The sequence below is a fragment of the Pseudoalteromonas sp. TB41 genome, assembly GCF_000497975.1.
Lineage (GTDB): Bacteria > Pseudomonadota > Gammaproteobacteria > Enterobacterales > Alteromonadaceae > Pseudoalteromonas > Pseudoalteromonas tetraodonis.
The window spans coordinates 1-5,006 of record NZ_AUTH01000089.1 but is presented as its reverse complement, the minus strand read 5'-3'; the positions used below and the strand labels follow the sequence as shown (position 1 = coordinate 5,006).

Genomic DNA, 5,006 nt, shown 5'->3' with positions numbered 1-5,006 from the left:
GTGGCATAGCCACACTGTATTTTTTTATTAATAAGCTCAGCAGTAATACTTGAACAGCCAGTGCAATGGTAAGGCCGCTATCGCTCAGTAGCATAGTAATTGCTAAAGTGATATTGGCGTTTGCTCCCACCCAATAACTAAAACGCTGCCATAAGGTTGTATTATTTTGCGTAAATTTAATTAACACCGCACTCATTAAACATAACAATACCGCCCAAAGTGGATAAGCGGTTGCTAAAGCCGTATTTGGGATCATCGCATACAAAGTGCCAACTAATGCAAACACACTTAATGAAGCAAGCAAATGAAAAGCTAATCGTTTTGGGTATTTATTACCAAAATAGAGTCCATAGCCACTTAACCCCAGAGCAAGTAATAAGCCTAGCCCATATTCGTTTTTAAAAATAAATAACGCATCATCAAAGGCATAAGTTTGTTTAGCACTGATCACTAGTAACAGCGCAATCACTAAAGAAACCCCTTGCCATGCATCCCAACGGCTATTTTTTAACACTAAAAATAGTAACAAAGCGATGCTTAACAACGCCACGATTTGCCATTGTAAATTAAACAAACTCAATAGCATGGCAATCATTAAAGGCGCCATAAAGGCCAGTAATAATCCGTGATCTGGAAATAAGTTAACTAATCGTTTGAAGCTGTGCGGGCGCACTTCAAGGGTATTAAAGCCCAAACCTAAACGTGCAATAGCTATTAAGCCTAAAATACTTAGTAACGCATAAGCGCCTATTAACCACACTGTGTCGTAGTTAAATAGAGTGAGTCCAACCAAGTACCAGCCTATATGCCCTACCCATAGTAAATACCACAACCACACTCGCTGTACTTTATGTGCCACAACCGCTGCGGCAACACTCACAAGGGCAACATAAATAAGTAAAGAAAATAACTGACCACTGCCCGTATTTACCCAAATAGGAACACTGTATGCGCCTATAATGCCAATTACAGCAAGTAAAGGACCTAACTTAATCGCCATTGCACTGGCGCAAAGAGCAATCACTGCTAAGCCAATAAATGCCCACTCAGCACTTAGCATGGTAAAGCTGTTATAGGCCAAAAACATTAAGGCAAAGCAAGTCATAAAGCCGCCACTGGCAAGGGCTGCAGGAATGTAATTATTAAAGCCTTCAAAAACGATACGTTTATAATGTAAATAATACGCTGCTGCGATTAAGCCAATGCCAAATAATCCACCGGCACTGAGCCTCATTGCAGGTGAAAGTAACCCCGCCTCTAAACTGTATTTGGCTAAAAACACGCCACCTAAAGCCAAAGCAATAGCACCAATCCAAGTCATCCAGTTTTGTTCAAAGCCTGCACGTAATTGTTTAAAAAGCAGTTCAATACTCGATGGCTTTTTAATTGCTACTTTAGGTAGTGGCGTATGTTTAATGCTCGCAGGTTTATAATCAGAGGCAGGAATGTCTGCGCGGTTTAAAGGTTTTGCGTTATCTGGTTGTGTGTTTACAGGGGATTTGCTAGGGACTGTATTTGGGTTTAACTCATACTGTGATAGCTTGAATTTTAATACTGCAATCTCTTGTTTTAAGCCGTTTAATTGCACTAAGGCAACTAAACCACATACGCCTCCTGCAACAATCGCAATAGATATAATGATTGCTAATCCGATTAACTCATCCATACAGTCCCTTTTTTATTTTACAAAACAAGTACCCAAAAAAATTACAAACAAAGCTTATACCATAAAATTACGATGGTTAAGCAACCTCAAGGCGATCACGGCCTGCTTTTTTAGCGCGGTATAATGCTTGATCAGCACGTTTCATTACATTATCAAAGGTCTGGTCGCTTGTACGATGTGCAATACCGATACTGACCGTTAAAGAACGCTGATTTTGTACTGTAATAGTACGAGCCGTCTCTAGAATAGTCTGCGAAAAGTTAAGTACTTCATCAAGCTCATAACTAGGCAGGTAAGCGGCAAACTCCTCACCACCTATACGAGCAAAAATATTTTCATCTTTAAAAAGACGGTTCACTTTATCAGCAAACTGTTTAAGCACCTTATCGCCCACATCGTGGCCATAATCGTCATTAATACGTTTAAAGTGGTCGAGATCTATAATTAAAACAGTGTAAGGATTATTAACAACCCCCTTCACATGCTGATAAAAGCAGCGACGGTTATACACTTTGGTTAAATCATCCATAATAAACTCTTGCGCTAACCGGTTGTGCATTCGCTGCATAAAGTGCATGGTTTTAAATAAACCATAAGCGGTAATTAGCATACCTAATGTGCGACATAAGTCTTCTACGTAATTGCTTATCCAAAAAGGCTGACGTATCACTTCATCGAGCACATCGGCAGTAGAGCCTACAATCCATAGCATTAAACCGATACTGACGTATAAATAGGCTTTTTTAGCTAACCGTGAACATTGCACTACAAAAAAAATAGCAAAAATCACCACTAAATTAATAAAGTCAGTGGTAAAGCCATAGAGGTTTTGGGTTATGTCTAATCGGGGAAAGTACATCAACGAAAAAATTGAGAAAGCGATAATAAACGCCAGCGTCATCAAAATTAACAGCTTATTTAATCTGGTAATTTTAACAAAATGGCTTAACTTTAGACTCACTTTTTCCGGGTTCATCATAGGCGATATTTACATTATTTTTATAATTACTATTAAAAACTATACCACAAATTATAAAACGGATTGATTTATATTAGTGTGCTAACAACCCAGCCAATAGCAACTAAAATAGTTAACCCAATCATGGTTTTAGTTTTATGTTTACTGATAAGTCGCTCAGCTTGATTGCCTGCATAATATACCACTAACGCTAATCCAAAATAGCGTATAGAGCGCGCAATCGCAGATGCCACTAAAAACAGTGCCAGCGAATACTTAGTTGCACCAGCGGCCAACATCGCAATTTGAAACGGAATAGGCACAATACCTAAGCTTAATACAAACCAAAAACCTTGTGCCTGCATTTTTTGCTTAACGTTTTCAAACTGTTCAGGACTAGAAAAGGTATTAATGATCCAATCGCCCACTACATCAAATAAATAATAACCCAACGCATAACCAAACAACGCCCCAATAACACAGCCGATTGTGGCCATAAGGGCAATTTGCCACAGTTTTTCACGCCTTGCCTGCATTAATGGCACCAGTACTGCTTCAAGTGGAATGGGCACTATGGTGGATTCTAAAAATGAGGCAAACGTAATACCGCTGAGCATATTTTTAGACTCAATAAACTGACGTGTTTTTTGCTTGAGCTTTTTTTGTATAGCCATTAAACATCCTTTTAACTACTGAGATTAATATTTTTAGCGGGTACTGGCATCATCGCACAGTTAGGTTAATCTAACCTGAAAATATAACGCCTTATTATTTATAGATTTAACATTGGCAAAATAGTAATACTTCCCAGAGTACTTTATTATTGCTCAATGCCATTATACTTTTCTGACAATTATTAATTATGCAAACTGCGCGTTTTATTCCTTTTAGAAAGCAAGATATCATAGGCATGTGCAGCCAAGAGCTTGCCGATAGTGCACAACAAACCTCTTTCAAACAGTTTTGCGACGTGCTCGCCAGCCTGATTCATTATAATTACCACTCAATCCTTGAGTCACTAAAAAACAATTACGCACCGTTTGATCCTAATAGCGACACTCGCTCGTTAGCTCCTGTCTCGAAGGAGCAAAAAGCCCAGTGCCAACGCGATTTTGCTAAAGATTTTGCCAACGTATTAAATGCGGCTAATTTTGAAGTGATTACCAATGAAGACCTACAAGATGCACTCAACGAAGAATCGCTTTTTAAGGTACGCCTAGAGGTAGAGTTTGACGACTTTGAAGAAGTGGTCTTTTATCGCAGAGGCGAATCGCAACTCACCGAAACCATAACCAGCTTTTGGGGCTTACGTAAAAAGCCACTGCATTTTACCAACTACGACCGCGTAGCGGTATTTATTCGCTTTAAAGATAAAGCCTATTTTGAATCAAAAAATAAACTACCTATGGGGTTTGAGCCAAGTTCTACCATAGTAAAACTATTTCAAAATGTGCCAAAAGCTGACTTAGAAATGCTATTTCCTAATAGCGAAGTGCGGATGCGCCCGATTGATAAAATTATTATTGGCTCATCTGCACTTATTGGCGGTGCGGTGGTGTTAGTTACCAAACTGGGCGCCTCATTACTTTTATTGTTTGCTTTGTTTGCATTTTGGGGAGGGTTTAGAGATGAAGCCGTTACCATGACTCAGCAGCACTTTATTACGTTAGCGATTGGTATTGGGGTATTTGGTAGTTTTGTTTTTAAAGAGTGGAGTAAATTTAAAAACCGCAAAATTAAATTTATGAAAGCGTTGAGCGATAATCTCTACTTTAAAAACCTAGATAACAACGCCGGTGTATTCCACACTCTGATAGACGCTGCCGAAGAAGAAGACATTAAAGAAGCCCTGCTTGCGTATACGTTTTTACTAAAATCTAAAAATGGCTTAAGCGCACACGCGCTTGATGAGCAAATAGAGACGTGGTTTAAAACTAAGTATCAATGCGAGCTAGATTTTGAAATTAGTGATGCGCTTGAAAAACTTGAACGTATGCATTTAGTAACCTGCACAAACACCCTATATAACGCGATAAATCTAGAGCACGCAAAAGCCATATTAGATGAACGCTGGGATAACCTGTTTCAATATAATTAAACTGCACGCTTTACTTAATAACAACGAAAAAGCAGCTGACACTTCAGCTGCTTTTTAGGTTATTACCTAATTGGTAATTAGCTAGGGTCTGTTGATCTTTCAAGGTTGAATTTGCAGCAGTTTGTTTGGTATTTAGGCAAGGCGGAGCCTATGTGGTGTGGTTATTCCCCATAAATAGGCGATAACGTAGCATCAATGCCAAACAGGCGCTGCCCTAAGGGTTCTGCCTAGGGGCGATTTACTCTTTGTTGCTCGGTTTTTACTTAGCCCACTAGGTTACAAAC

The 5,006-nt window shown here is 39.1% G+C and carries 4 protein-coding genes; 1 reads left to right on the top strand and 3 read right to left on the bottom strand.

Annotated elements, in window-relative coordinates; genetic code table 11:
* From L641_RS0115180 to L641_RS0115170, 3 genes are all read right to left on the bottom strand, one after another.
* Positions 1–1,666, bottom strand: a 1,666-nt coding sequence (locus L641_RS0115180; protein WP_024602349.1) for a DUF2339 domain-containing protein, incomplete at its 3' end; no start/stop codon positions are given.
* Between the two features lie 76 nt (positions 1,667–1,742).
* Positions 1,743–2,642 carry a GGDEF domain-containing protein gene (locus L641_RS0115175; protein ID WP_024602348.1) on the bottom strand — a complete coding sequence of 300 codons (900 nt, stop codon included), beginning with the start codon at positions 2,640–2,642 and terminating at the stop codon, positions 1,743–1,745.
* A gap of 71 nt (positions 2,643–2,713) precedes the next feature.
* On the bottom strand, positions 2,714–3,298 hold the full coding sequence (locus tag L641_RS0115170; RefSeq protein WP_013465758.1) for a VTT domain-containing protein: 585 nt from the start codon (positions 3,296–3,298) through the stop codon (positions 2,714–2,716).
* Between the two features lie 188 nt (positions 3,299–3,486).
* On the opposite strand from L641_RS0115170, the gene L641_RS0115165 reads away from it, so the two are divergent.
* Positions 3,487–4,722 (top strand): TMEM143 family protein, encoded by a 1,236-nt coding sequence (locus L641_RS0115165; RefSeq protein ID WP_024602347.1) that lies wholly within the window; start codon positions 3,487–3,489, stop codon positions 4,720–4,722.
* Positions 4,723–5,006 lie beyond the last annotated feature (284 nt).

Bases quoted from the DNA above. Each gene is read 5' to 3' on its own strand.
- L641_RS0115170 (WP_013465758.1), bottom strand. From the start codon at position 3,298: ATGGCTATACAAAAAAAGCTCAAGCAAAAAACACGTCAGTTTATTGAG.
- L641_RS0115165 (WP_024602347.1), top strand. From the start codon at position 3,487: ATGCAAACTGCGCGTTTTATTCCTTTTAGAAAGCAAGATATCATAGGC.
- L641_RS0115175 (WP_024602348.1), bottom strand. From the start codon at position 2,642: ATGAACCCGGAAAAAGTGAGTCTAAAGTTAAGCCATTTTGTTAAAATT.